General features: G+C 45.5%; 1 protein-coding gene. It reads right to left on the bottom strand.

Annotation, left to right across the window (positions count from 1 at the left end):
• Positions 1-519 (bottom strand): ATP-dependent zinc protease (locus tag R7Z50_RS31060; protein ID WP_318150220.1); only part of this gene is annotated, 519 nt, incomplete at both ends.

Genomic DNA, 519 nt, shown 5'->3' with positions numbered 1-519 from the left:
TAGAGTAAACTCCGTCTTCTCTTTGTAGTCGCCAACTTGAATATAAGCGACAACAACAGCTCGTTTATCTACTTCATCAGAAGATGACTGCTTCACCTTAGCCCAACGCTCAACAGGCACTTTGAACTCTTTGCTCGTCTTACCATTGATGTCGATTTTAAACTGAACCCAATCTTTACCATCACGCTCAAAAGGCACGATTTCCGTCGCACTGATTGAAGACGTTGTTGCACCGGTGTCGACTCTCGCTTTAAACGTCTGGTCGATCGCTGGCACATAAACCCACTCTTCTGAACCCAAAATCAGCATACCATCAGGTGTTTTTTGCACCTTCACAGGTTTTTTTGGTTCTGGTTTCTTTTCAGGCTTTGTTTCCGGTTTAGGTTTCACCTCAGGCTTAGGTTCAACCTCTGGCTTCACTTCTGGTTCAACCGTCACCGGTTGTTCAACTTTTGGTGTTTCTGGCTCAACAGGCTCTGTGGTCGTGTGAGTTGACGTACAAGCAATTAAACTGCCGCT

It is taken from the genome of Vibrio sp. 1249-1, from assembly GCF_033340495.1.
The sequence above is the reverse complement of the archived record's forward strand: the minus strand, read 5'-3'. Positions and strand labels throughout refer to the sequence as shown.